This window comes from Kaistia soli DSM 19436 (genome assembly GCF_900129325.1).
Lineage (GTDB): Bacteria > Pseudomonadota > Alphaproteobacteria > Rhizobiales > Kaistiaceae > Kaistia > Kaistia soli.
Genome location: NZ_FQUP01000002.1, coordinates 622585 through 642969 on the forward strand (window position 1 = coordinate 622585; position 20385 = coordinate 642969).

Genomic DNA, 20385 nt, shown 5'->3' on the forward strand with positions numbered 1-20385 from the left:
TTCGATCGGGTGGAGCCTATGTTAGGAAGGCCTCGGTTCGGCGGCGGCGCCTTTCGGGGGGCGCCGGTATGCCGACATATCGCATATGGCATCCGTCGGGCAATTGCGCCAGACCGGGCGCCGAGAAGAGGTAGACTGACGGCAATGGCAGACCGCCCGTCGCATTACGACTATGAATCGCTTCTCGCCTGCGGGCGGGGCGAATTGTTCGGCGAAGGCAATGCGCAGCTGCCGCTGCCGCCGATGCTGATGTTCGACCGCATCACCTCGATCAGCGAGGAAGGCGGCGAATATGGCAAGGGCCACATCCGCGCCGAGCTCGATGTGACGCCGGACCTCTGGTTCTTCGCATGCCATTTCAAGGGCGATCCGGTCATGCCGGGCTGCCTCGGTCTCGATGCGCTCTGGCAGATGCTGGGCTTCTTCCTTGGCTGGTCCGGTTCGCCTGGTCGCGGCCGCGCGCTCTCGACCGGAGAACTCAAGTTCTCCGGCATGGTGCTGCCGAATGTGAAGCTCGTGGAATATGGCGTCGACCTGAAGCGCGTTCTCCGGTCGAAACTGGTGCTCGGCATTGCCGATGGCTGGCTTAAGGCCGATGGAGAGACCATCTACCGTGCGAAGGACCTGCGCGTCGGCCTGTTCAAGGGCGATGCGGTGCCAGCGGTCGGCTGAGCGGCAGGACCGGCCCGGACCGGGCGGATCGACGAATTGAAGGACAGCGGACCATGAAGCGGGTCGTCGTCACGGGGATGGGCATCGTCTCGTCCATCGGCAACAACACGCAGGAAGTGCTGGCGAGCCTGCACGAGGCGAAGAGCGGCATTTCCTTTGCGGGCGCGCAGGCTGAGCATGGCTTCCGCAGCCATGTCTTCGGCGCTCCGACGCTCGATCCGGCCGAGGTGGTCGATCGCCGCGCGATGCGGTTCCATGGCGGCGGTACCGCCTGGAACCATGTCGCCATGGACCAGGCGATCCGCGATGCCGGCCTCGAGGAGAGCGAGATCTCCAACGAGCGCACCGGCATCATCATGGGGTCCGGCGGCCCTTCGACCCGGACGATCGTCGAGTCGGCGCAGAAGGCGCTTGCTTCGGGATCGTCCAAGAAGGTCGGCCCGCTCGCCGTGCCGAAGGCGATGTCGTCTTCGCCCTCCGCGACGCTGTCGACCTGGTTCAAGATCAAGGGCGTCAACTATTCGATCTCTTCCGCCTGTGCGACGTCCAACCATTGCATCGGCAACGCCTATGAGACGATCCAGTGGGGCAAGCAGGATCGCGTCTTCGCCGGAGGCTGCGAGGAACTGGACTGGACGCTGACCGTCCTTTTCGACGCGATGGGCGCCCTGTCCTCGCGCTACAACGCGATCCCGTCGGTCGCTTCGCGCGCCTATGATGCCAATCGCGACGGCTTCGTGATCTCGGGCGGTGCCGGCGTGCTGGTGCTCGAGGAACTCGAGGTCGCCAAGGCGCGCGGCGCCCGTATCTATGGCGAAATCGTCGGTTATGGCTGCACGTCGGATGGCGCCGACATGGTGGCGCCCTCGGGCGAGGGCGCGGCGCGCTGCATGCGCCAGGCGATCTCGAAGGTCGGCAAGGTCGACTACATCAATCCGCACGCTACTTCGACGCCAGTTGGCGATCTGAAGGAGATGGAGGCGATCCGCGAAGTGTTCGGTGCCGGCGATGCCTGCCCGCCGATCTCGGCGACCAAGTCGCTCACCGGCCATTCGCAGGGCGCGACCGGCGTGCACGAGGCGATCTATTCGCTTTTGATGCTGAACAATCGTTTCATCACCAAGTCGGCTCATATCGATGAGCTGGACCCGGCCTTCGCCGACATGCCGATCGTGCGCGAGCGTATCGACGACGCGAAGATCGACACTGTGCTCTCCAACAGCTTCGGCTTCGGCGGCACCAACGCTTCGCTGGTCTTCCAGCGCTATGCCGGCTAGTCGGCGGGGAGACCGAGCATGACCACGACGACAACGCTGATGGCCGGCAAACGCGGTCTGGTCATGGGCGTCGCCAATGACCATTCGATCGCCTGGGGGATCGCCAAGGTTCTTGCGAGCCATGGCGCCGAGCTCGCCTTCACCTATCAGGGCGAAGCCTTCGGCCGACGGGTCAAGCCGCTGGCCGAATCGGTCGGCGCCAAGCTGCTGATCCCGTGCGATGTCGAGGATCTCGCCTCGGTCGACGGCGTGTTCGAGACGCTGAAGCAGGAATGGGGTGGCATCGACTTTCTCGTTCATGCCATCGCCTTCTCGGACAAAAACGAACTCAAGGGCCGCTACGCCGATACGACGCGCGAGAATTTCACGCGCACGATGATGATCTCGTGCTTCTCGTTCACCGAGGTCGCGAAGCGCGCCGCAGCGCTGATGCCGAATGGCGGCTCGATCCTGACGCTGACCTTCGGCGGCTCGACCCGCGTGTCGCCGAACTACAATGTCATGGGCGTCGCCAAGGCTGCGCTCGAATCCTCCGTGCGCTATCTCGCCAGCGATTTCGGCGGCGATGAAATCCGCGTCAACGCGATCTCGGCCGGACCGGTGCGCACTTTGGCCGGCGCCGGCATCGCCGATGCCCGGCTCATGTATAATTTCCAGCGCAAGAACGCTCCGCTCCGCCGCACGGTTTCGACCGAAGAAATCGGCGGCACGGCGCTTTATCTGCTGTCGGACCTCTCGACCGGCGTCACCGGCGAGATTCATTTCGTCGATGCCGGCTACAACATCATCGCCATGCCGCGCCTCGACGATCTGAAGGTGCATGAGGCGCAGGCTGAAAGCACCAACGAGGCGGCCGAGTAGGGCCGTCCGGCCGCTTCTTGTCGCCCGACACTCTTCCCGTCGAAGACGTCCTTCCCGCCCTGAAGGCGGCGCTGGCCGCTGGCCTCAACGCAGTGCTGGTGGCGCCGCCCGGCGCTGGCAAGACGACCCGTGTGCCGCTGGCGCTGCTCGACGCGCCTTGGCGCGGCGACGGCTGCATCATCCTGCTGGAACCACGGCGCCTGGCCGCCCGCGCTGCCGCCGCCCGCATGGCGGCAACGCTTGGCGAAGAGGTCGGGCGGACGGTGGGCTACCGGGTCCGCATGGACCGCCGTGTCTCCGCCGCTACCCGCATCGAGGTAGTCACCGAAGGCGTCTTCACCCGCATGATCGTCGATGATCCCGCGCTTTCAGGCGTCTCGGCCGTCATCTTCGATGAATTTCACGAACGGAGCCTTGATGGCGATCTCGGCCTTGCCTTTGCGCTCGATGCGCAGGCAGGCCTTCGTGAGGATCTCCGTATTCTCGTGATGTCGGCGACGATCGACGGCGCCCGCGTTGCCCGGCTTCTCGGAAAAGCCGAAATCATCGAGAGCCGAGGGCGGATGTTTCCCGTCGAGACACGGCATTCCGGACGCGACGCCGGCCGCCGGATCGATGACGAGACCGCCGCCGTCATCCGTCGCGCGCTCGGCGAGGAAAGCGGCAGCCTCCTCGTCTTCCTGCCGGGGCAGGCCGAGATCCGCCGCACCGCCGAACGGCTCGCCGATACGATTCCGGCGGGGGTCGAAGTCGCGCCGCTCTACGGCGCTCTCGATTTCGCCGCGCAGGACCGTGCCATCCGCTCGCCGCCGCCCGGGAGGCGCAAGGTGGTTCTGGCGACCTCCATCGCCGAGACCTCGCTCACCATCGAGGGTGTCCGCGTCGTCATCGATTCAGGGCTGGCACGCGTGCCGCTCTATGAGCCGGCGACGGGGCTGACGCGCCTTGAGACGCGCCGCGTCTCGCGCGCTGCTGCCGACCAGCGCCGGGGTCGCGCCGGACGCACGGAGCCCGGCGTCTGCTATCGGATGTGGGACGAAGGCCAGACCGCGGCGCTCGCCCCCTTCGATCGCCCCGAGATCCTCGACGCCGATCTCTCGCCCTTCGTGCTCGATCTGCTCGCCTGGGGCGTCGATGATCCGGCGCGGCTCGCCTTTCTCGATGCCCCGCCGCGCGCCGCCTTCGATGAGGCGATGGCGCTGCTGTCGCGCTTGGGTGCGATCGACGGCGACAGGCGCCTGACGGCGGAAGGGCGGGCGCTTGCCGGCCTCGCGATGCCGCCTCGCCTCGGGCATATGCTGCGGACGGCCGCGACCATGGAACTCGGCGGGGTCGCGGGCGCACTTGCCGCTCTTCTCGCGGAGCCCGGACTTGGAGGCAATGGGGTCGATCTCCGCGACCGGCTCGGCCATCTCCGCTCGGCCCGCGATCAGCGCAGCCGAGATGCGCTGGCGCTCGGCGTGCGCTTTGCTCGCATGGTGGGGGCCGATCCCGCCCTCGATGGCGCGGCGATCGAGCAGGCCGGCCTCCTCATCGCCTTCGCGTTTCCCGAACGCATCGCCATGGCGCGCGGCGCGCCTGGCGCCTTCGTGATGGCGAACGGGCGTGGCGGCGTGCTCGATCCAGCCGATGCGCTGGCACGGCAGGACTTCCTCGCCGTCGCGAGCCTGCAGGGCGCGGCCGAAAATGCCCGCATCCTCAGCGCGGCGCCGCTGACACTTGCCGAAATCGAAGCCGAATTCGGCAGCGCGATCCTCGAGGAGGAGACGGTCGCCTTCGACGAGACGACGGGATCGGTGCGCGCGCGGCGCAGCCGGCGGCTCGGCCGCCTCGTGCTCGGCGAATCCGCTGCCGGCCGTCCCTCCGAGACCGCCGTCGTCGCGGCGCTCCTCGCCGCCATCCGCCGCCGCGGGATCGGCGCTCTCGCCTTCGAGGGCGCGGCGGGAGCGCTTCGGGCGCGACTGGCCTTCCTGCGCCGGAAGGCCGGCGAGGACTGGCCGGATGTCTCCGACGAGGCATTGCAGGCGACGCTGGACGATTGGCTCGCGCCTCATCTTCTTGGCAGGCGGCGGCTCGATGCGATCGATGCCACCCTCCTGCATGAGGCGCTCGCCGCGTTGATCCCGTGGGATCGAAAGGCGATGCTCGATCGGATGGCGCCGACGCATTTCGAGGCGCCTTCCGGCTCGAGGCTGCCGATCGACTATTCCGATCCCAGTCGGCCGGTGCTCGAGGTCCGGGTGCAGGAACTGTTCGGGCTCGACCGTCATCCGAGCATTGCGGATAGCGTGCCGCTGACGCTGCATCTGCTTTCGCCGGCCCGGCGGCCGATCCAGATCACCGGCGACCTGCCGTCCTTCTGGCGCGGCTCATGGCGCGATGTCCGCGCCGATTTGCGCGGACGCTATCCAAAGCATCCCTGGCCCGAGGATCCGCTGGCAGCGCCGCCGACGGCCCGCGCCAAGCCGCGCGGCACGTGACAGGACGGGTCCGTCGTCTCAGCGGCGCCAGTGGCGCCCCTCGGTGGCGACGCCGAAGGTCTCGGGGTGGCGGGCATAGGCGGTCAGCCCCGCCAGCGCCGGTTCGGGATGAATGACCACCGAAGTCGGCATCTTGTCCATCAGCGCCTGATGCGGCGCCTTGTCGATGAAGGCGTCGCGGAAGCCGCTCTGCGCCAGGAACGGCGCGATCCGCGCCGCGATGCCGCCTGCGAGGAACACGCCGCCACGCGCCATGAAAGCGAGGGCGAGATTGCCGGCGAGGCGGCCGAGATGGACGCAGAACAGCGACAGCGCTTCCTCGGCGTGGCCGTCGGATCCATCCATCGCCGCCGCCGTCACCTCGGCCGGATCATCGAAGCGGGACCTTGCGCCATCCGCCGCGACGACGGCCTTGTAGAGCCGCACCAGCCCGGCGCCGCAGAGCAGCGTCTCCCCGGCGATGCGGCGATACGGGCCGCTGCCGAAGGGCTCGTCGATATGCGGCCAGATCTGGAAATCTCGCTCCGAGACAGGCGCGAGGTCGATATGCCCGCCTTCGCCGGGGACCGGAAACCATGTGCCGCGCGCATGGATGAGGGCGGCCGCGCCAAGGCCGGTGCCGGGTCCGACCGCAACCTGCGCGGCGTTGGGGACCGATTCTCCGCCGCCGATCGACACGAGATCGTCAGGGCCGAGTCCCGGCAGCGACAGGGCCTGCGCCTCGAAATCGTTGAGCAGAATCACCTCGTCGAGCCCGAGGCGCTCGATCATCCGCCGCGGCTCCACCACCCAGGAGCAGTTGGTCAGCGGCACGCGATCGCCCTGCACGGGCCCGGCGACGGCGAGCACCGCCGAGCGCGGACGCGCCTCCGGCAGCACGGTGGCGGCGATGGCGTCGTCGATCGTGGCGAAATCGGCCGTCTGGGCGTTCGCGAAGCGGCGGGTCGGTCCGTCACCGTCCGAGACGAGCGAGAAGCGGGCATTTGTGCCGCCGATGTCGCCGATCAGCGTTGGAAAGCGGATGAAGTCCCGGTCGGTGGTGGTCTCAGCCATGGTGCCTCGGTCAGCGCTGGAGGGCGCGATCATATCGGTCGCGCGATGGCGCCAGGATGGGTGATGATGAGTTCGGCGGTGGCGCTGTTGAGCGCCATCGGGATGTCGTAGAGCTCTGCAAGACGGGTCAGCGCCTTGACGTCGACATCGTGGGGCATTGGCGTTAGCGGATCGACGAAAAAAATGAGCGCGGTGATGCGGCCTTCGGCGATCATGGCGCCGATCTGCTGGTCTCCGCCAAGCGGCCCGCTCTTCAGCCGTGTGACCGGCAGTTCGGGCGCCGCCTCGATGATCCGCGCCCCGGTCGTGCCCGTCGCAAACAGGTCGAAGGCAGCCAGCCGCCTGGCATGGCTTCGCGCGAAGCGGACCATGTCGTCCTTCTTCTGATCATGCGCGACCAGTGCCAAAGCCGGCTTGCTCGGCGTCTCGGTCATGGATGGCTTGCCCCCGCTGGCGACCTGTCGACCGCCAGTGATAGAAAGATCGGGGTCCGACGAAAAGCGGAAAGTGTGCACGCTGCTCGTAAATTCGGCGGCCGGTGCAATCAATTGGCAGCGCTATGCCGTCCGCCAAGCGGCGCTTGACGTGCCTTGCCGGCCTGCGCTTCAATTCGTTTCGAGGCGTTGCGGCAGGCGGCGTCAGGATACGAGGGACCCGCTTTGGACGCCGAACTCTTCGAACGCGCGCGCACCGTGCGCGACAATGCCCACGCGCCATATTCCCGCTTCGCGGTCGGCGCCGCCATCCGGACCGAGGACGGGCGCGTCTTCGTCGGCGCGAATGTCGAGAACGCATCGTTTCCGGAAGGCTGGTGCGCCGAGACATCGGCGATCGGGGCCATGATCGCCGCCGGGACCGACCCGGCGAGCCGTCGCATCGCCGCGATCACGGTCGTCGCCGATCGCGTCGATGGCGGCATTGTGTGTACGCCTTGCGGCGGTTGCCGGCAGCGGCTCCGTGAGTTCTCGACCGCAGCGACGGTCATCGACTGCCGCGACCCCGACGGCGCCGGCAATGCCTTCGGCATCGCCGACCTTCTGCCCTCAGGCTTCGCCATCGAATCGCAGTTCTGAGGCGCGCGTCGGCTCAGACCCAGCCACCATCGACGATGTAGCTCTGGTTGGTGCAGCCACTCGCCTCGTCGGATGCGAAGAAAAGCACCGGCTTTGCGATGTCGGCTGGCATCAGTCGCCGCTTGAGGCACTGCCGCGCCAGCAGTTCCTGCTCGGCTTCCGGCGTCAGCCAGAGATCGAGCTGGCGCTGCGTGATGATCCAGCCCGGCACGACGGAGCAGACGCGGATGTTGAACGGGCCAAGATCGCGCGAAAGGCTGCGCGTCAGCCCGAGAATGGCCGATTTGGACGCGCTATAGGCCGGCATGCCGCCCTGGCCGATCATCCAGCTGATCGAGCCGAGATTGATGATCACGCCGCTGCCCGAAGCCTTCATGTCGGGGACGACCGCCTGGGCGGCGAAGAACTGGTGGCGGAGATTGACCTGGATCCGCTCGTCCCAATATTCCGGCGTCACGTCCTCGAGCTTGTGACGCTGGTCATGCGCGGCATTGTTGACGAGGATCTCGATCGGACCGAACGCAGTGCGGATATTATCGATCGATGCCCTGAGGGCGGAAATGTCGCGCAGGTCGCAGTGCTCGAACTGTACCGTTCCGGTCGGGGCGAGGTCGGCCACGAGCGCCTCGGAGGCGGCCCGGTCGATGTCAAGGAAGCCGACCTTGCAACCCTGCGCCACGAAATGGCGGACGATCGATTCGCCAATCCCGCTGCCGCCGCCGGTGATGAGCACGGTTTTGCCTTTGAGGCTCGGATAGATGGCGCCGGTCGTCATTTCTGTCGCTGTCTCCTGGGCGGTGCGCGCAAAAGGGCCGGCCGTCGAAGCGGCCGGCCCTCCTTCTAGGGTCATTGCGCGTTGGCGGAAATGGCCTTGGGGTCGGTCTTTCCGTCGCGGCTGGCGATCAGACGATCGCCTCGTCCCTATGGCTCTCGTCCGAGGCAAGTGCCTTGTCGAGCACCTTCTGAATATTGGCGGCACGGCGGAAGGACGGTTCCTGCGTCTTGCCGGCGCGAACGGCGGCGACAAAGCGCTGGTAGTTGGTCTCGACGGGATCGAAGGCGACGTCACGCCAGGTGGCGGTGTGCACATCCTCGCCGATGCAGGCCCTCAATGTCGATTTGCCCGTGTCGTAGATGATCTCGAGCGACCCCTTGTCGCCATAGACGCGGAGGCGCAGCTGGTCGAGCTGGCCCGGTGCGGTGCGCGTCGCCTGGATGGTCCCGATGGCGCCGTTCGAGAAATCGACATTCATCGTGAAGCTGTCATTGGCGTCGAGATCGTACTCGCCGATCTTGTTGCCCGGCGCCTTGTCGAAGGTCTTCAGGCGTCCGAACACATGGGCGATGTCGAGCCCCGAGCCATAGGATGTGAAGTCGACGATATGGATGCCGATATCGCCGAGCGCGCCGTTGGAGCCGTGCTTCTTCGACAGCCGCCAAAGCCACTTGCTCTCACTCGTCCAGTCGCCCCAGGCATTGCCGACCAGCCAGCTCTGCAGATGCGAGGCTTCGACATGGCGCACCGCGCCGACGGCGCCGTCCAGCACCATCTGGCGGCCCTTCTGCAGCGCCGGGGAGTTCCGATAGGTGAAGTTCACCATGCCGACCTTGCCGGCCGCCTCGATCGCCTCGGTCATCTCCATCGCCTTGCCGGCATCGGTCGCCAGCGGCTTCTCGCAGAACACATGCTTGCCGGCGGCGATCGCCTGCATCGTCGTCGGATAGTGGATGCGATCGGGCGTCACATTGGCGATGGCGTCGAATTCGCCCCAAGCGAGGGCGTCCTCCAACGAGGCGAACTGGCGCGGCAGGTTATGTTCGGCCGCGAAGGCGGCCAGGCGCTCCGGCACGACATCGACGCCGCCAACCAGTGTCACGCCATCGATGGCGGCGAAATTGCGGGCATGGGCGGCAGCCATGCCGCCGGTGCCGAGAATGAGCAGTCGCATCAAAATCCTCCCGATGAGATCATCCGCCAACTCATTGCGGTGGCTGGCTGGTGGCCCACTTAACGTCACTCCGCCGCGAGATTCCAGCCGCCTGCGGTGCGTACGTCATCGCGATGGCGTGATCGAGGCGCGCCGCGCTGACCTGCGTGAAAATCGGAGGCGATGTCGGCAAGCCGCAGCGCCGATCGTCCTCGGGGGAAGCGGGAGGGCACGGGAATGAATGAGGCAGGAGCGGATGATCTTCGCATCGTGGCGGAGGGGCTGCTGCTCCCCGAATCGCCGCGCTGGCATGACGGGCGGCTCTGGCTCTCGGACTGGGGGGCGGGTCAGATCAAGCGCATCGAAGCGGACGGCGCCGTGACGATCATCGCGTCCGTCAATGCGCTGCCCTTCTCCTTCGCTTTCATGCCGGACGGAGCGATGGCGCTGATCGCCGGCCCGACGCTGTCGATCCGCCGGCCGGACGGCAGTTTCGCGCCGCATGCCGATCTCTCGCCCCTGTCGGCCAAGCCCTGGAACGAGATCGTCGTCGATGCGACGGGGCGTGCCTATGTCAATACGATCGGCTTCGACTTTCCCGGCGGTGCCTTTCGCCCGGGGCTCGTCGCATCCGTGTCCCTTGAGGGCGAGGTCCGCCTGGAGGCCGAGGATGTCGCTTTCCCAAATGGAATGGCGATCAGTCCCGATGGCCGGATGCTGGTCCTCGGCGAATCCTATGCGAGCTGCCTGACAGCCTTCACGATCGGCGGCGACGGCGCGCTGACGGCGCGGCGCCGTTTTGCCGATCTCCCCGGCTTTCATCCTGACGGCATCACGATGGATGCCGAAGGTGCGGTGTGGTTCGCCGATGTGCCGAACCGCTGCTGCTGTCGGATCGGCCCGGACGGGACGCTGCTCCAGCGCGTCGATGTTGATCGGGGCTGCTTCGCCTGCATGTTGGGCGGCGGCGACGGCCGAACATTGTTCATCCTCGCCGCGGACTGGAAGGGACCGCAGGCGATCGGGCAGGGTGGCCCGAGCGGCCGCGTTCTCACGGTCGAGGTCGATGTGCCGCGCGCCGGCTGGCCGTAGGGCTCAGGCCTGGTGCATGAGCTCGGAAAGCTCGACGAGATTGCCGTCTGGGTCGCGGAGATAGAGCGAGGCGAACGCGCCCGAGGCGCCCTCGCGTGGCACCGGACCGAGCTCGATCGCGACGCCGGCCGCCGCGAGATGCGCGGTGACCTCGGAAAGCGGCGTCTCCACGATGAAGCAGAGATCGGCCGAGCCTGGCGTCGGCTTCATGGCCTTCGGCTCGAATTCGTGTCCCGCTTCATGCAGGTTGATCTGCTGCGCGCCGAAGCGGAGGGCCTTGCGCCCCGCGCCAAATGTGACGACCGCCATGCCCAGCACCTCGCCATAGAAGGCGAGGCTCGCCTCAATGCTGGCGACCGTCAGGACGAGATGATCGAGCCGCTCGACGCGGATCATCCGCTCAGTCGAGACCTTCGAAGAGCGCGGTCGAAAGATAGCGCTCGGCAAAGGAGGGAATGATCAGGACGATGTTCTTGCCGGCCATTTCGGGGCGCTGGCCAATCTGGACAGCGGCGGCGATGGCGGCGCCCGAGGAGATGCCGACCGGAATGCCTTCGAGACGTGCAGCGAGGCGGGCATAATCGAGCGCCTCGGCGCTTTCGACCTGGATCACCTCGTCATAGATCGAAGTATCAAGCACGCCGGGCACGAAGCCGGCGCCGATGCCCTGGATCTTGTGCGGCCCCGGCGCGCCGCCGGAAAGCACCGGGCTTTCCTTCGGCTCGACCGCGACCACTTTCAGCGACGGTTTGCGCGGCTTCAGCACCTGGCCGACGCCCGTGATCGTGCCGCCGGTCCCGACACCCGAGACGAAGACGTCGATGGCGCCCTTGGTGTCGTTCCAGATCTCCTCGGCCGTCGTGCGGCGATGGATCTCGGGATTGGCTGGGTTCTGGAACTGCTGCGGAATGATCGCATCGCCGATCTCGGCCACGAGTTCCTCCGCTCGCGCGATGGCGCCCTTCATGCCCTTTGGGCCTTCGGTCAGCACCAGTTCCGCGCCCAGAAGCTTCAGCATCTTGCGCCGCTCGATCGACATGGTCTCGGGCATGACCAGGATCAGGCGATAGCCGCGCGCGGCTGCGACGAAGGCCAGCGCGATGCCGGTGTTGCCGGAGGTCGGCTCGATCAGCACGGTCTTGCCGGGCGTGATGCGGCCGCTGGCCTCGAGCGCGTCAATCATGGCGACGCCGATGCGGTCCTTGACGCTGGCGATCGGATTGAAGAATTCGAGCTTGGCCAGCAGGTTGGCCTTCACGCCCTTCGCCTCCGCGATCCGCTTCAGGCGGACGATGGGCGTATCGCCGATCGTGTCGGTGATCGATTCATAGATGCGGCCACGGCCGCGCGGGGCGGCGGATGTTTCGTCGGTCATGGCTGTTCCTTGGCTCCCGAAGCGGTTCTGGTTGTGACCGAGCCTAGTTCAAGCGCCGGCTCCGGTCGAGCCGAAGCCGCCTGCGCCGCGCGTGGTCTCGTCGGTGAATTCGGTGACCTCGGTGAAGCGCGGCCGCACCACGGGCAGGAACATCATCTGCGCGATGCGGGCGCCCGGCTCGATCACGACGGGCGGTCCGCCGGGCGGATTACGGTTCACGAGGCTTGCCATGATTGGGCCCTGATAGTCGGCATCGATCAGCCCGGCGCCGTTGCCGAGCACCAGCCCCTGCTTATGTCCGAGGCCCGAGCGCGGCAGAATCACGGCGCAGAGAAAGGGATCGCGAATGAAGATCGCGAAGCCGGCCGGCACCAGCACCGCGGCGGCCCCGGCCGAAAGCGTCAGTGGTTCGTCGATGCAGGCATGGAGATCGATCGCCGCCGCTGAGGCGCTTTGATAGGCGGGCAGCCCCCATGTCGCGAGGCGCGGGTCAAGGATCTTCAGCTCGATGGAAGGTTCGGATCGCATTCGGGTCTCTTGCTCAGGGGGCGGGCGCCGCGGCATCGCCCGGCGGCGGCACTGGTGGCGCCGGCAGGCGGATCCGTGTCGAGAAATCGAGCGCCGCGCCGGTGGCGCGGGCCCGCTCGCTGATCGCGGCCGCGCTGCGGAACTGGTCGAGCGTCATGCCGGGCGGGTGGTCCTGATGGTCGAAGATATATCCGGGCAGATAGCCGGAGATGAGGATGCGCCAGTCGAGCGGCAGGCCGGGATCGAGGGCGCGAATGAGGCGGAAGACGACCGTCGTGCAGTTGGCGGTCAGCGAATTGTAGAAGCGCGGCTTGGCCGCGAGGTCGTTGCCGAGATCGACATAGGAGAGGAAGAGCTGTCGCATCGCGGCCTTCGGCATCGACAGCGGATAAAGATATACATCCTCGCCGCGGACATTCGTCCGGAGCTTCACGACATCGCGCTCGTCGGCGCCGATCAGCACCAGCTCGAACTCGCGGAAGAAGCCGCCAAGCGCCGAAAACGTCTCCTGGGCCTCCGGCCGGATCTCGGCCGAGAACGCGACATGGTCGCCATTGTCGAAGCCGAACGAAACGATGACATGGGCCAGCGCCGGACCATCCCAGTAAGCCAGGAACAGATCGACGGAGGAGAGTTTGTCGAGATCGTAGTGCCGTGTGTCCCAGCGTGGCGTGAATTCGATTTCCGAGCGCCAGTCGAAGTCCCGCACATTCTGCAGCGTCGCGATGTTGCCCTCGACCGTCCCGGTCACGCCATTGGCGACGGCGTCGGCCCAATCGCGATCATTTGAAGGATGAAGGGTCGACCACCAGGCGAGCACGGCGAGGAACGCCAGGCCATAGACGATCCGCGAGCGCCAGGTCGGCTTGACGAGTTCGTTGAGCACGATCGCGACGACGAAGATCGACCAGACGACGATGGCGACGACAACGGCCAGCTGGCCGAAAGGCAGCTGGAACCATAAGGCGAGCCCGACCCAGGCGCCGGTGAGAAGGATCGCCAGCGCCATCAACAGCCGTCCGAGCGCACGGAGAACGATCATGGCGTGATCCGTCCGGCGATCCAGTCGATGAGGCGGCTGGCCACCTCGTCCTTGCCGAGCCGCGGCCAGCGGTCGGCGCCGTCATCGGTCACCAGCACGACCTCGTTCTCCGTGCCGCCCATGATCCCGCTGCCGGGCGACACGTCATTAGCGACGATGAGGTCGGCACCCTTCCGGGCGAGCTTGGCCCGGGCGTGGTCGAGCAGCGCATCTGTCTCGGCCGCGAAGCCGACGACGAAGCCGGGCCGGCCGGAGGTGCGATGGCCGATCGTCGCGAGGATGTCGGGGTTTTCGGTCATGGTGAGCGGAGCAACTTGGCCGCTGCCGTCCTTCTTGATCTTGCCGCTCGCCTCAGTCGCCGGCCGCCAGTCGGCGACCGCCGCAGAGAAGATCGCGATATCGGCCGGCAGCGCCGCCTCGACGGCGGCAAGCATTGCCCGTGCGGTCTCGACCCCGACCGCCGTAACGCCGGCCGGCAGCGGGATCGCCACCGGGCCATGCACCAGCGTCACGCGCGCCCCGGCCTTTGCCGCCGCCGCCGCGATGGCGAAGCCCTGCCGGCCTGAAGAACGGTTGGCGATATAGCGCACCGGGTCGATCGGCTCATGCGTCGGCCCGGCCGTGACCAGCACATGCTTGCCTGCGAGCGGCCTCTCGCCGGGCGCGAGCAGCGCTTCCGCGGCGGCGGCGATCTCGAGCGGTTCGCTCATGCGGCCCGTGCCGGCCTCGCCGCGCTCGGCCATCTCACCGCTTGCCGGGCCGACAAAGGCAATCCCGTCCGCAGCGAGGCGCGCCGCGTTGCGCTGCGTCGCCTTGTGGTTCCACATCGCCGGATTCATCGCTGGCGCGATCAAGATGGGCGCGGCCGTCGCGAGCAGCACCGCGGTGGCAAGGTCATCGACGAGCCCCGCCGCCATCTTCGCCATCAGATCCGCGGTCGCCGGTGCGACGACGACGAGATCGGCGCCGCGCGCCAGGCGGATATGGCCGACATCCTGCTCGGCCTCGCGGTCGAAGAGCTCGGTATAGACGGTGCCGCCGGCTAGTGCCCCAGCGGCCAGCGGCGTCACGAACTGGCAGGCCGCCCGCGTCATGACAACGGCGACCACGGCGCCGCGCTCCTTGAGGCGGCGGATGAGACCGAGCGCTTTGTAGGCTGCGATCCCGCCGCCGATGACGAGAAGCACGGCGCGGCCGGCGAGGGGGCTTGCAGTGGCCTCGGTCATGCGGCGATTCCCCTCCCGTTCATCGCAGCGCAAGATAGGCGAGCAGCGCCGCCACCACCCAGACGCCGATCGCCAGCCAGCGATTGCCGCGCCCTTCCGCACGGCCGATCGCCGCAACGGTCTCGGGCGCCAATGTGATGCCGTCCCGCGTCGCCGCGTCAAGCTGGATGGCGACACGCGTGCCGTGCTCCAGGAGCGCCGGGAGCCGCGTCGCGGCCCGGCCGAATTCGCCAAGCCCACTCGCCGCCTGCTCGATGCGGCCGAGGGGCCCCAGATTCTGCTCGATCCACTCGCGCACCACCGGCTCGGAGGCGCTCCACATGTCGAAATCGCGATCGAGCGAACGCGCGACGCCCTCGACGACGACCATGGTCTTCTGCAGCATCAGCAGTTCGGGCCGCGTCTGCATGTCGAAGAGCTCGGTCACCTCGAAGAGCAACGTCAACAGCTTGGCCATCGAAATGTCGCGCGCCGGCTGGCCATGGATCGGCTCGCCGATGGCGCGCAGCGCCTGCGCGAAGTCTTCGGCGGCGTGACGCGGCGGCACATAGCCCGCCTCGATATGCACCTCGGCGATGCGGAGATAATCGCGGCGGATGAAGCCGTAGAGGATCTCGGCGAGAAAGCGCCGTTCGGCGAGGCCGAGCCGCCCCATGATGCCGAAATCGACCGCCACGACATCGCCCGCCGCGTCGACGAACAGATTGCCCTGGTGCATGTCGGCATGGAAGAATCCGTCGCGCATCGCGTGGCGCAGGAAGGCTTGCATCAGGCGTCGCGCCACGAGCTTCGGGTCATGGCCGGCGGCGGCGATGCCGGCCGGGTCCGACAGCTTGACGCCGTTGATCCATTCGAGCGTCAGCACGTCGCGCGCCGTCTGCGCCCAATAGACCTTCGGTACGCGAAAGCCGGGATCGCCGCTGGTCCGCTCTGCCATCTCTGACAGCGCCGCCGCCTCGAGACGCAGGTCCATCTCCATCGACACCGAGCGGGCGAGAATGTCGACGACCGCGACGGGCTTCAGCCGCTTCATCTGCGGGTCGAACCGGGTGGCGAGTTCGGCGCCGGCATAGAAGGTCGAGAGATCGCGGCGGAAGCGTCCGCGCACGCCGGGCCGGAGCACCTTGACCGCCACGGCACGCCGGGTTCCATCGGCCTCGATCAGTTCGGCCTTGTGCACCTGCGCGATCGAGGCCGCGGCGACGGGCGGCGAGAAGGCGGCGAAGATCTCGTCGGTCGGGCGCCCGAGATTGTGCTCGATCGATATCCGCGCCGCGGCCTCGCCGAACGGCGCGATCTCGTCGCGCAACTTGCCGAGCGCATCGGCGACGTCCTCGCCGACGACATCGGCTCGCGTCGCCATGAACTGGCCGAGCTTGATATAGGAGGGGCCGAGCCGGTTGAGCGCCGCCGAAATGCGCTCGCCGCGATCCTCCTTGCGGGCACGGCGGCGCTCGAACAACCGGGCAAGCCGCACGCCAAGCGCCGCACCTGGCGGCAGATCCTCGATCTCGACAATGCTGAAGGCGCCCTCGCGGGCGAGGACGAAGCCCGCCTGCGCGAGGCGGAAGAGCTGGACAGGGCCGATCGCCATTCCCGTTGCGGCCCTAGATCTTCCAGGCGGAATGGATCGCCGCTATGCCGCCGGTCAGATTGCGGTAGCTGACGCGCGAGAAGCCGGCACGGCGGATCATCTCCGCGAAGCGCTCCTGGTGCGGGAAACGGCGGATGGATTCTACGAGATAACGGTAGCTCTCGGCATCTCCCGCCACGAGCTTGCCCATGCCGGGGATGAGGTTGAACGAATAGACATCGTAGATCTTGTCGAGCACCGGCACGTCGACAGCCGAGAATTCGAGGCAGAGGAACCGTCCGCCCGGCTTCAGGACGCGATAGGCCTCGGAAAGGGCTTTCTCGATCCGCGGTACGTTCCTTATGCCGAAGGCGATCGTGTAGGCGTCGAAACGGCCGTTCTCGAAGGGCAGTTCCTCGGCATTGCCAAGCGTGAAGTCGACATTGTCGGTGAGGTGGCGCTTCGCGGCGCGCTCGCGCCCGACCTCAAGCATCGAGGCATTGATGTCGGCAACCGTGACATGCGCCGATCCGCCGGAGCGGTTGACGATGCGAAACGCAATATCGCCGGTCCCGCCGGCTACGTCGATCACGTCGAAAGGGCGGCCGCGCGGCGGCGCCAGCCAGGAGACGGCGGCATCCTTCCAGACGCGGTGCATGCCGGCCGACATGACGTCGTTCATCAGGTCGTAGCGGGCGGCGACCTTGTGGAACACCTCGTCCACCATGCCCTGCTTGGCCTCGACCGCGACGTCGCGAAAACCAAACGAGGCCTGGCGCTCGGCGCGATCGGCAACGGTTTCGCCCGTCCGATCGCTCGTGGGGGCCAATGCTGTCGGGGCAGCCGATCCAGTCTGGGTAGCCATGGCACGCGGCTCCTTATATGACGCTTGAGGGTCCTTGATAACCGAAGCGCCGCGACCGCGCCACGGTAGCAGGCGCCCAAGTCATGACGAGCGACACCATGCCCGAGCTTCCCGAAGTCGAAACTGTCCGCCTCGGCCTGCAGCCTGTGCTGGAGGGCGCGCGGATCGATGCCGTCGAATTACGGCGGCCCGACCTCCGCTTCCGCTTTCCCGCGCGTTTCGCCGAGCGGATCGCCGGCCGGACGGTCGCGAGCCTCGGGCGGCGTGCGAAATATCTCCTCGCCGATCTCGACGACCGGACGCGGCTCATCATGCATCTCGGCATGTCTGGCTCGTTCCGCATCGAGGAGGGCGGCGCGAGCACGACACCCGGCATCTTCTATCATCCGCGCGACAAGCAGGCCGTGCACGACCATGTCGTGTTTCATCTCTCGAACGGCCATGCCGTCATCTACAATGACCCGCGCCGCTTCGGCTTCATGGACCTTGCCGACGGACCCGGCGACGCCGCCTCTCCGCATCTGGCCTCGCTCGGGCTGGAACCGGTCGGCAACGCGTTCGACGGCCCGGCGCTTTTCGCCCTCTTTCAGGGCAAGCGCACGCCGCTGAAGGCCGCGCTGCTCGACCAGCGGATGATCGCCGGGCTCGGCAATATCTATGTCGCGGAGGCGCTGCACCGGGCGGGCCTGTCGCCGATGCGCTCCGCCGGGACGGTAACAATCGAGGAAGCCGATCACCTGGCGGCGGCGATCCGCACGGTGCTCGGCGAAGCGATCGCGGCCGGCGGCTCATCGCTGCGCGATCACCGCCAGGCCAATGGCGAGCTCGGCTATTTCCAGCATGCGTTCCGCGTCTATGACCGCGAAGGCGAGGCCTGCCCAACGCCAGGATGCGACGGCGTGATCCTGCGCGCCGTCCAGTCGGGCCGCTCGACGTTCCATTGCGTCATCTGCCAACGGTGAGCTTGCCGCTGCCATCGGCGTCCGCTACGCCTTTGCCATTCGACCAAGGAGGCCGCGCGTGAGCTTCGAGACCGTCATCGTCGAGCGGCAGGCCGCCGTGGGCATCATCCGCCTCAACCGGCCGAAAGCGCTGAATGCCCTGTCGCTCCAGCTTGTGGCCGAGCTGAACCAGGCGCTTGACGCGTTCGAGACGGATCCGGAGATCGGCGCCGTGGTGCTGACCGGATCCGACAAGGCGTTCGCCGCCGGGGCCGATATCCGCGAGATGCAGCCGCTCTCTTATGTCGATCTGCTCGCCGATGATTTCGTCGCCGCCTGGGAGCGCCTCGCGCGCATGACGAAACCTGTCGTCGCGGCCGTGGCAGGCTTTGCGCTCGGCGGCGGCTGCGAGCTGGCGCTGATGTGCGACATCGTCATCGCCGCGGATACGGCGAAGTTCGGCCAGCCCGAGATCACGCTTGGCCTGATGCCGGGAGCGGGCGGCACGCAGCGTCTCGCGCGCGCCGTCGGCAAGGCCAAGACCATGGACATGGTGCTGACGGGCCGCATGATCGATGCCGCCGAGGCCGAGCGGATCGGGATCGTTTCGCGCGTCGTTCCGTCCGCCGAATTAATGGAGACGGCGCTTGCCGTCGCGACACGCATCGCCGCGCTGTCGCAGCCGTCGGTCCGGCTTGCCAAGGAGGCGGTTAACCGCGCCTTCGAAGGCGGCCTTGCCGATGGAATCCGCACGGAGCGGCGGCTGTTCCAGTCGCTTTTCGCCACCGAAGATGCGCGCGAGGGCATGGCGGCGTTCACAGAGAAGCGCGTGCCGCACTTTCGCAATCGCTGAATCGGCCCGCGGCGATTGACGGCGTCATCCAGCGCGACTATAAGGCGCCCTCGAACCGAGGCGGGGTCAAGACCGCCATTCCGTGCTGTTGTGGCCAAGACGCCGCCGGTGCGGAACCCGACGAACAAGTTGATGGATCAGGAAGGCCCTGAATGGCCAATACGCCCTCTGCCAAGAAGGCCGCGCGCAAGATCGCTCGCCGCGCCTCTGTGAACCGTAACCGTCGCAGCCGCATGCGCACCGAGGTCCGCAAGGTCGAGGAAGCGATTGCCTCCGGCAATGCGGCGACCGCTGCCGAGGCGCTCAAGAAGGCGCAGCCGGAGCTGATGCGAGCCGCCCAGAAGGGCGTGCTGCACAAGAACACGGCATCGCGCAAGGTCAGCCGCCTGGCTGCCCGCGTGAAGGCCCTTTCTGCCTGAATCAATCCTTTCTGGGGATGATGGAAAAGCCCGGCCTTGGCCGGGCTTTTTGTTATGCGGGTAAGTGGCTGTTCCCGCTGCAAAATGCCCTGACAGCCAGATTCCGTGTCCTTTTGAAGATGCCGGCTTCTCATGAAAATACCATTAATATCAATGGCTTGAGCCTTGGTCTTCTGTCGCGGAGAGATTCCCTGCGAGTCAAGGGGAACGGCGCTAAATTTTTTCGCCCGCTATGCTTCGAAAAGGCGCCCGGCGTCCCCGTCAACCGAATCCGTTGACTCGCAATGGCTTACCGAACGAGTCGCCGCGCGGCCCGGCCGCTACGAGGTGCGAGAGGCCTGCCGGGAGCGTTGTCTTGGCCGTTTCAGCCGTTGCGGCCCTACCCCTCCCTGTGTATTTTCCACTCATGGAGACGGCGGCCCAAGTTATGGCCGCAGACGGGCCGATGGTTCGCATATGTCTCGCAGCAGTGCTGTTGCTTCCGTAGATTTAGAAGAGTGTGCGTGTTTGAGAGTTGAGAAGTCGTGTCTGATTAATCTGTAGCTTGTCTCATATTTGATTGCCTTCCTTTTGGAAGGATCCTGTGTCCTGCATTCATGATCGACGATCGATAGTGTAGCTGCCGTGAGGGTGGCCGCATGAGGGGTAATTTATGTCTCAATCGCCTGCCGGAACCTTTGCCGGCGATGTCTCTGCCGCCGAGGCCTGGGACGGCCTTGCCAGCGAGCCGCAGTCGATGCTGATCGATGTGCGGACCAAGGCTGAATGGGGCTATGTCGGCATCGTCGACCTTTCGGCGCTTGGCAAGGAGACCCTGCTCGTCGAATGGCAGAGCTTTCCGGCGATGACGGTGAATGCCGATTTCGCCGAAGTGCTCGCCGCCGAGCTTGACCGTCGCGGCGTCGGCCGCGAGACGGCGCTCTATTTTCTCTGCCGCTCCGGCGTTCGCAGCCTCGCTGCGGCACGGGCCATGGCGGCGGAAGGTTTCGACCGCTGCTTCAATATTGCGGGCGGTTTCGAGGGGCCGCTCGATGAAGCGCGCCACCGGGGTTCGGTCGACGGCTGGAAGGCCGCTGGACTGCCCTGGGTTCAATCTTGATGACACTTTCGATGAACAGAGGGGCTGT

21 protein-coding genes are annotated in these 20385 nt (G+C 66.8%); 10 read left to right on the forward strand and 11 right to left on the reverse strand.

What is annotated here, in order from left to right; translation table 11 throughout:
* The first annotated feature begins 144 nt into the window (after positions 1-144).
* From fabA to hrpB, 4 genes are read left to right on the forward strand one after another with little or no spacing between them, the layout of a single operon-like run.
* The gene (gene fabA, locus BUB39_RS12415; RefSeq protein WP_073053624.1) at positions 145-672 is read left to right on the forward strand and encodes a 3-hydroxyacyl-[acyl-carrier-protein] dehydratase FabA; all 528 of its coding nucleotides are present in this window, start codon (positions 145-147) and stop codon (positions 670-672) included.
* Between the two features lie 53 nt (positions 673-725).
* Positions 726-1949, forward strand: a complete 1224-nt coding sequence (fabB, locus tag BUB39_RS12420) for a beta-ketoacyl-ACP synthase I (RefSeq protein WP_073053626.1) — start codon at positions 726-728, stop codon at positions 1947-1949.
* A gap of 18 nt (positions 1950-1967) precedes the next feature.
* Entirely contained in the window at positions 1968-2810 is an 843-nt protein-coding gene (fabI, locus tag BUB39_RS12425; RefSeq protein WP_073053628.1) for an enoyl-ACP reductase FabI, read from the forward strand.
* Between the two features lie 17 nt (positions 2811-2827).
* Complete coding sequence (hrpB, locus tag BUB39_RS12430) at positions 2828-5290, forward strand: ATP-dependent helicase HrpB (protein WP_073053630.1); 2463 nt, start codon at positions 2828-2830, stop codon at positions 5288-5290.
* 18 nt (positions 5291-5308) lie between these two features.
* On the opposite strand, the gene glk is transcribed toward hrpB, so the two are convergent.
* Positions 5309-6343 (reverse strand): glucokinase, encoded by a 1035-nt coding sequence (gene glk, locus BUB39_RS12435; protein WP_073053632.1) that lies wholly within the window; start codon positions 6341-6343, stop codon positions 5309-5311.
* A 29-nt stretch (positions 6344-6372) separates the two neighbouring features.
* Positions 6373-6777, reverse strand: coding sequence for a methylglyoxal synthase (locus tag BUB39_RS12440; protein ID WP_073053634.1), 405 nt, complete (start codon positions 6775-6777; stop codon positions 6373-6375).
* Positions 6778-7002: 225 nt separating this feature from the next.
* Here BUB39_RS12440 and cdd point away from each other — a divergent pair, with 225 nt between their 5' ends.
* A complete protein-coding gene (gene cdd / locus BUB39_RS12445) occupies positions 7003-7416 on the forward strand; it encodes a cytidine deaminase (RefSeq protein ID WP_073053636.1) in 414 nt (137 codons plus the stop codon).
* Between the two features lie 13 nt (positions 7417-7429).
* On the opposite strand, the gene BUB39_RS12450 is transcribed toward cdd, so the two are convergent.
* Both BUB39_RS12450 and BUB39_RS12455 read right to left on the reverse strand, forming a co-directional pair.
* Positions 7430-8191 carry an SDR family NAD(P)-dependent oxidoreductase gene (locus tag BUB39_RS12450; protein ID WP_073053638.1) on the reverse strand — a complete coding sequence of 254 codons (762 nt, stop codon included), beginning with the start codon at positions 8189-8191 and terminating at the stop codon, positions 7430-7432.
* A 127-nt stretch (positions 8192-8318) separates the two neighbouring features.
* The gene (locus BUB39_RS12455) at positions 8319-9365 is read right to left on the reverse strand and encodes a Gfo/Idh/MocA family protein (protein ID WP_073053640.1); all 1047 of its coding nucleotides are present in this window, start codon (positions 9363-9365) and stop codon (positions 8319-8321) included.
* A gap of 216 nt (positions 9366-9581) precedes the next feature.
* Between BUB39_RS12455 and BUB39_RS12460 the strand changes: the two genes are divergently transcribed.
* Positions 9582-10436 carry an SMP-30/gluconolactonase/LRE family protein gene (locus tag BUB39_RS12460; protein WP_073053650.1) on the forward strand — a complete coding sequence of 285 codons (855 nt, stop codon included), beginning with the start codon at positions 9582-9584 and terminating at the stop codon, positions 10434-10436.
* Between the two features lie 3 nt (positions 10437-10439).
* Here the strand turns inward: BUB39_RS12460 and BUB39_RS12465 are convergent, their stop codons facing one another.
* Genes BUB39_RS12465 through ubiE form a run of 7 tightly spaced genes read right to left on the reverse strand, consistent with a single transcriptional unit; the run spans position 10440 to position 17045 of the window.
* Positions 10440-10832 (reverse strand): VOC family protein, encoded by a 393-nt coding sequence (locus BUB39_RS12465; RefSeq protein WP_073053652.1) that lies wholly within the window; start codon positions 10830-10832, stop codon positions 10440-10442.
* A gap of 4 nt (positions 10833-10836) precedes the next feature.
* Entirely contained in the window at positions 10837-11811 is a 975-nt protein-coding gene (cysK, locus tag BUB39_RS12470) for a cysteine synthase A (protein WP_073053653.1), read from the reverse strand.
* A 48-nt stretch (positions 11812-11859) separates the two neighbouring features.
* Positions 11860-12339: a dUTP diphosphatase gene (gene dut, locus BUB39_RS12475; RefSeq protein ID WP_073053655.1), complete on the reverse strand. Its 480-nt coding sequence runs from the start codon at positions 12337-12339 to the stop codon at positions 11860-11862.
* Between the two features lie 13 nt (positions 12340-12352).
* Positions 12353-13381 (reverse strand): Lnb N-terminal periplasmic domain-containing protein, encoded by a 1029-nt coding sequence (locus tag BUB39_RS12480; protein ID WP_073053657.1) that lies wholly within the window; start codon positions 13379-13381, stop codon positions 12353-12355.
* On the reverse strand, positions 13378-14607 hold the full coding sequence (gene coaBC / locus BUB39_RS12485; protein WP_073053659.1) for a bifunctional phosphopantothenoylcysteine decarboxylase/phosphopantothenate--cysteine ligase CoaBC: 1230 nt from the start codon (positions 14605-14607) through the stop codon (positions 13378-13380). Before coaBC ends, BUB39_RS12480 begins: the two co-directional genes overlap by 4 nt.
* A 19-nt stretch (positions 14608-14626) precedes the next feature.
* On the reverse strand, positions 14627-16201 hold the full coding sequence (ubiB, locus tag BUB39_RS12490; RefSeq protein ID WP_073053661.1) for a 2-polyprenylphenol 6-hydroxylase: 1575 nt from the start codon (positions 16199-16201) through the stop codon (positions 14627-14629).
* A 13-nt stretch (positions 16202-16214) separates the two neighbouring features.
* A complete protein-coding gene (ubiE, locus tag BUB39_RS12495) occupies positions 16215-17045 on the reverse strand; it encodes a bifunctional demethylmenaquinone methyltransferase/2-methoxy-6-polyprenyl-1,4-benzoquinol methylase UbiE (RefSeq protein ID WP_073053663.1) in 831 nt (276 codons plus the stop codon).
* Positions 17046-17143: 98 nt separating this feature from the next.
* Between ubiE and mutM the strand changes: the two genes are divergently transcribed.
* From mutM to BUB39_RS12515, 4 genes are all read left to right on the forward strand, one after another.
* Positions 17144-18007 carry a bifunctional DNA-formamidopyrimidine glycosylase/DNA-(apurinic or apyrimidinic site) lyase gene (mutM, locus tag BUB39_RS12500; RefSeq protein WP_073054234.1) on the forward strand — a complete coding sequence of 288 codons (864 nt, stop codon included), beginning with the start codon at positions 17144-17146 and terminating at the stop codon, positions 18005-18007.
* A 58-nt stretch (positions 18008-18065) separates the two neighbouring features.
* On the forward strand, positions 18066-18839 hold the full coding sequence (locus tag BUB39_RS12505; protein WP_073053665.1) for an enoyl-CoA hydratase: 774 nt from the start codon (positions 18066-18068) through the stop codon (positions 18837-18839).
* A 152-nt stretch (positions 18840-18991) separates the two neighbouring features.
* Positions 18992-19258 carry a 30S ribosomal protein S20 gene (gene rpsT / locus BUB39_RS12510; RefSeq protein ID WP_073053666.1) on the forward strand — a complete coding sequence of 89 codons (267 nt, stop codon included), beginning with the start codon at positions 18992-18994 and terminating at the stop codon, positions 19256-19258.
* Positions 19259-19910: 652 nt separating this feature from the next.
* A complete protein-coding gene (locus BUB39_RS12515) occupies positions 19911-20357 on the forward strand; it encodes a rhodanese-like domain-containing protein (protein ID WP_073053668.1) in 447 nt (148 codons plus the stop codon).
* Positions 20358-20385 lie beyond the last annotated feature (28 nt).

Bases quoted from the DNA above. Each gene is read 5' to 3' on its own strand.
- fabA (WP_073053624.1), top strand. From the start codon at position 145: ATGGCAGACCGCCCGTCGCATTACGACTATGAATCGCTTCTCGCCTGC.
- fabB (WP_073053626.1), top strand. From the start codon at position 726: ATGAAGCGGGTCGTCGTCACGGGGATGGGCATCGTCTCGTCCATCGGC.
- fabI (WP_073053628.1), top strand. From the start codon at position 1,968: ATGACCACGACGACAACGCTGATGGCCGGCAAACGCGGTCTGGTCATG.
- glk (WP_073053632.1), bottom strand. From the start codon at position 6,343: ATGGCTGAGACCACCACCGACCGGGACTTCATCCGCTTTCCAACGCTG.
- BUB39_RS12440 (WP_073053634.1), bottom strand. From the start codon at position 6,777: ATGACCGAGACGCCGAGCAAGCCGGCTTTGGCACTGGTCGCGCATGAT.
- BUB39_RS12450 (WP_073053638.1), bottom strand. From the start codon at position 8,191: ATGACGACCGGCGCCATCTATCCGAGCCTCAAAGGCAAAACCGTGCTC.
- BUB39_RS12455 (WP_073053640.1), bottom strand. From the start codon at position 9,365: ATGCGACTGCTCATTCTCGGCACCGGCGGCATGGCTGCCGCCCATGCC.
- BUB39_RS12460 (WP_073053650.1), top strand. From the start codon at position 9,582: ATGAATGAGGCAGGAGCGGATGATCTTCGCATCGTGGCGGAGGGGCTG.
- BUB39_RS12465 (WP_073053652.1), bottom strand. From the start codon at position 10,832: ATGATCCGCGTCGAGCGGCTCGATCATCTCGTCCTGACGGTCGCCAGC.
- cysK (WP_073053653.1), bottom strand. From the start codon at position 11,811: ATGACCGACGAAACATCCGCCGCCCCGCGCGGCCGTGGCCGCATCTAT.
- dut (WP_073053655.1), bottom strand. From the start codon at position 12,339: ATGCGATCCGAACCTTCCATCGAGCTGAAGATCCTTGACCCGCGCCTC.
- BUB39_RS12480 (WP_073053657.1), bottom strand. From the start codon at position 13,381: ATGATCGTTCTCCGTGCGCTCGGACGGCTGTTGATGGCGCTGGCGATC.
- coaBC (WP_073053659.1), bottom strand. From the start codon at position 14,607: ATGACCGAGGCCACTGCAAGCCCCCTCGCCGGCCGCGCCGTGCTTCTC.
- ubiB (WP_073053661.1), bottom strand. From the start codon at position 16,201: ATGGCGATCGGCCCTGTCCAGCTCTTCCGCCTCGCGCAGGCGGGCTTC.
- ubiE (WP_073053663.1), bottom strand. From the start codon at position 17,045: ATGGCTACCCAGACTGGATCGGCTGCCCCGACAGCATTGGCCCCCACG.
- mutM (WP_073054234.1), top strand. From the start codon at position 17,144: ATGCCCGAGCTTCCCGAAGTCGAAACTGTCCGCCTCGGCCTGCAGCCT.
- rpsT (WP_073053666.1), top strand. From the start codon at position 18,992: ATGGCCAATACGCCCTCTGCCAAGAAGGCCGCGCGCAAGATCGCTCGC.
- BUB39_RS12515 (WP_073053668.1), top strand. From the start codon at position 19,911: ATGTCTCAATCGCCTGCCGGAACCTTTGCCGGCGATGTCTCTGCCGCC.